Here is a 3,071-nt window from a genome sequence, read left to right on the forward strand (position 1 = left end):
CACCGCGAAGCCCAGGCCCGCTTCGTCGGGCCGGTGCTCGGCGGTCATGTCGATGCCCCACGCGCGGTAGCCCTTCTCCATGCGCAGGCTGTTGAACGCCAGACGGCCCGCGGCGACGGCCCCGTGGCCCCGGCCGGCGGTCCACAGCAGGTCCCACAGTGCGGCGCCGTAGCCGGCCTCGGTGTAGACCTCCCAGCCCAGTTCGCCGACGTAGGACACCCGCAGCATCGTGACCGGCAGGGCGCCCAGGTAAGTCTGCAACGCGCGGAAGTACGGGAAAGCGCTGTGCGACAAGTCGTCTTGGCACAGGGGTTGTATCAGCTCACGCGCGGCCGGCCCCCACACGCCCACGCCGCAGGTGCCCCCGGTGACGTCGCGCAGCGTGACGCTGCCGTCGTCGGGCAGATGCCGGGACATCCAGTCGAAGTCCTGCGGTCCGTTGGCGCCCACCTGGAACCGGTTCTCGGCCAGCCGAGCGACGGTCAGATCGCTGCGGATGCCGCCGCTTTCGTCGAGCATCAGGGTGTAGGTCACCGACCCGACACTCTTGTCGACGTCGTTGGTGCACAGCCGCTGCAGGAAGCCGGCGGCGCCCGTGCCGCTCACCTCGTAACGGGTGAGCGGCGTCATGTCGTACAGCGCGACGCGGTGCCGGGTCCAGGCCGCTTCGGCGACGGCGATCGGCGACCAGAACCGGCCGGCCCAGTCGTCGCGGTCGGGAACCTGCACGCCGGCGGCCGCAGCCTGCGCGACCAGACCGGCGTTGGCCTCGAACCACGCGGGCCGTTCCCAGCCGCCGCCCTCGTAGAAGAAAGCGCCCAGCTCGATGTGGCGGGCGTGAAAGGGGCTGGTGCGCAGGCCGCGCAGCGCGCTGCGGTGCTGGTGCGGGTGCACGATGTCGTAGACCTCGGCGAACGCCTGCGTGCAGGTCTGCTCGATGAACCGCGGACTGCGCGCGAACTCCTCGAACCGGTACAGGTCGCTCTCGTGCACATCGACCGAGGGGGCGCCGTGCACAATCCATTCGGCGACGGCTTTGGCCACCCCGGCCGAGTGGGTGACCCAGACCGCCTCGGCGACCCAGAACCCGCCGAGGTCGCGGTGCTCGCCGAGCAGCGAGAAGCCGTCCGGGGTGAACGAGAAGATCCCGTTGAAGCCCGCCTCAACCTTGGTGTCGCCCAGCGCGGGCAGCAGCCGCACGGAGTCGCGCCAGGCCGGGGCGAAGTCCTCCTCGGTGAACGGCAACATCGACGGCATCGGCTCGCCGGCGGTGTCGACCAGCAGGGTGGACATGGCATCGGTTCCCAGGGGCATCGGCGGGTGCCCGTAGTAGCCGATGCCCAGCCGGTCGACGTGCTCACGGAAGTAGAGATCGGCGTCCTGGTGGCGCAGGATCGGCAGGCCCGCGTCGCGGTCGTCGGTGTTGCGGCCCACCAGAGGGGCGACCTGCCCGGTCGTGGCGTACTGGTGGGCCATCGGCACCAGCGGCAAGGTCAGCCCGACCTGGTGGGCCAGCTGAGCCCCCCAGAACCCGGCCGCGCACACCACGATGTCGGCGTCGATGAGCCCGCGCGCGGTGCGGACGCCGCAGACCCGGCCGTTGCGATCCACCACCCCGAGCACTTCGGTGCCGGGCACAAAAACCGCGCCGCGTTCGGTCGCGCGCCGCGCCTGGGCCTCGGCCGCCCGCAGGGCCGCGGCGAGCCCGTCCGTCGGGGTGTGGAAGCCGCCCAGGATCTGCTCGCGGTCCAGCAGCGGGTGTAGCGCGGCGCACTCGGCGGCGCCCAGGAGGCGGCCCGGTATCCCCCAGGCCTGCGCCCAGCCCGCCTTGCGGTGCAGGTCCGCCCAGCGCTCGGCTGTGGTGGCGACCTCGAGCCCGCCGAGCCGGGTGAACACCGGCCCGCCCGGGTGACGCAGCGCCGAGAACTTCTCGACGGTGTAGCGGGCGAACGCGCTCATGGTGCGCGAGGAGTTGGTCTGAAAAACCAGGCCAGGGGCGTGCGACGTGGATCCGCCGGTGGCGAACAACCCGCCGCGGTCGACCACGGTGACTTCGGTGAGACCCCGCTCGGTGAGCTCGTCGGCCAGCGACGTCCCGACGATGCCGGCGCCCACGATGACAACTTTCGGTCCCATACGCCCCTGCCCTCGGCGATTGTTGCTTGTGTTGCGTAATGCGAAACACGTTCTGTAATTCGCAACATGATGAGGCCGTGCTGGAGTGCTGTCAAGCCGCCGGCCGGCGGCCATACACTGACCCCCCGTGGGCATGCTGTTCGGGTTGGCGCCGTGGATCGTCTACTGGTCGCTGGTCGGCAACGTCCCCGCGACCGCCGCCGCGTCGTGTGCCCTGGTGACCGCTCTCGCGGCGCTGCTGATCGGGGGATTCCCGGGTAAGGCCGGACGCGTGCCGCAAGCCGGTGCGGTGGCGACTTTCGGGCTCCTGACGGTTCTCGCCCTGGCTCTCGGCGAGTCGTTCGCCCTGGCGTGGATGCTGCCGCTGGGCAACGCCGGCATCCTGCTCGTCACCGTGAGCGGTGCGTTCCTGGGCAGGTCGTTCGTGGCGGACGTCGTCGCTGCGGAGCAGCCGCCCGACGTCGTCGCTACTGAGTTGTTCGGCCGGATGTCCGGACTGCTCACCTGGGCGTGGGTCGCCGCATTCGCCGGGATGACCGTGTCGTCGGCCATCCCGCCGCTCGTGTACGACGATGCCACTGTGCGCGACGCGGTCCCGTTGCAGGTCGTCTGCTCCTGGGTGGTCCCGTTCGCGTTGCTGGTGCTGGCCGCGCTGGTGTCGCGGGTGCTGCCCGCGCGGTTGCTGGCCGGGATCGAGGACGTCGAGCGGGAAACCTCGTTCGTCGCCTACGACGAGGCCACCATCGACGAGCTGTACTACCTGGCGCAGGAGCACGCCAACCGCGAAGTCGGCCCCGGCAAGGAGGCGTACAGCGTGAAGGTCGGCGGGATGGGGACGCCGCTGACCGGAGACGAGTCGCGAAAATCGTGGCCGTCCACCTACAAGGTGCGCGACAGGCGCCGGTGACGGCGGGTGCGGCGTTCACGTGCCGGGC

General features: G+C 70.9%; 2 protein-coding genes. One reads left to right on the plus strand and one right to left on the minus strand.

The genetic code is table 11. The features are described from left to right. Positions 1–2,136: GcvT family protein (locus AC2VOK_RS11300; RefSeq protein ID WP_428900550.1), on the minus strand; the 2,136-nt coding region annotated here is incomplete at its 3' end. A gap of 127 nt (positions 2,137–2,263) precedes the next feature. Here AC2VOK_RS11300 and AC2VOK_RS11305 point away from each other — a divergent pair. After that, on the plus strand, positions 2,264–3,043 hold the full coding sequence (locus tag AC2VOK_RS11305) for a hypothetical protein (RefSeq protein ID WP_428900551.1): 780 nt from the start codon (positions 2,264–2,266) through the stop codon (positions 3,041–3,043). Positions 3,044–3,071: the final 28 nt, after the last annotated feature.

The sequence above is a fragment of the Mycobacterium sp. TH-M116 genome, assembly GCF_057473685.1.